The sequence below is a fragment of the Streptomyces sp. NPDC020362 genome, from assembly GCF_040642095.1.
Taxonomy (GTDB): domain Bacteria; phylum Actinomycetota; class Actinomycetes; order Streptomycetales; family Streptomycetaceae; genus Streptomyces.
Window position 1 is genome coordinate 4,921 of record NZ_JBFAET010000328.1, and the last position, 1,105, is coordinate 6,025.

Annotated in this window: 1 protein-coding gene; it reads left to right on the plus strand. The window is 67.3% G+C overall.

The window, feature by feature from the left end; translation table 11 throughout:
* A partial coding sequence (locus AB0H32_RS46030) for a thiamine pyrophosphate-dependent enzyme (RefSeq protein WP_361134994.1) occupies positions 1-1,105 on the plus strand: 1,105 nt, incomplete at both ends.

Consider the following 1,105-nt stretch of genomic DNA (forward strand, 5'->3'; position numbering starts at 1 on the left):
CCCGCATCGAGTGTCCCGACGCTGTGCCGGAGATGACCCGCAAGGCGTTCAAGACCGCGCAGAGCGAGCGGCCCGGAGCTGTGTTCCTGGCGGTGCCGGAGGACATCGAAGCGGAGCGTCCCGCCGAGCCGCTGGCACCCCTGCAGATCGACGCGGTGCACACCGATGCACCGTCGCCCTCCCAGATCGCACGTGCAGTGGAGGTGATCGCCGCTGCCCGGCACCCGGTCGTGCTGGCAGGCCACGGCGCTGCCCGGGCCGGAGCAACAGCCTCCCTCGTGCGGTTCGCCGAGCGGCTGAACATCCCGGTCGCGACCACGTTCCATGGCAAGGGGGTCTTCCCCGACGACCACCCCAACGCTCTCGGCGCGGTCGGATTCATGCGGCACGACTACAGCAACTTCGGCTTCGATACGGCCGACGTGCTGATCTGCGTGGGCTACGAGATCCAGGAGTTCGACCCGGTCAAGATCAACCCGAACGGCGACAAACGAATCGTCCACGTGCACCGTTTCCCCGCCGAGGTGGACGCCCACTACCCGGTCGCGGTGGGCGTCCAGGGCGACCCCTCACAAGCGCTGGACGCACTCGCGGCAGCACTGCCCGACGGACTCACCTACGACTTCGGAAGCAACGAGAAGATCCGGACGCTGCTCGACGAAGAGCTCCAGTACGGGCGTGACCATGAGGCATTCCCATTGGTGCCGCAGCGTGTCGTGGCCGATGTCCGCACCGCGCTGGACCGCCGCGACATCGTCCTCGCCGACACCGGCGCCGGGAAAATGTGGATGTCCCGCCTCTACCCCACCTACGAGCCGGACACGTGCCTGGTCTCCAACGGCTTGTCGACCATGGGGTTTGCGCTGCCGGGCGCGATCGCCGCGAAACTGGCACGGCCGGACCGGCGCGTACTGGCGATGATGGGCGACGGCTCGTTCCTGATGAACTCCCAGGAACTGGAGACCGCCGTTCGCGAACACATCCCGCTGGTCGTCCTGGTCCTGGTCGACGAGGAATACGGCCTGATCACCTGGAAGATGGAACTCGAGATCGGCCGCCACAGCCACACCCGCTTCACCAACCCGGACCTGGTCGCCTACGCCGA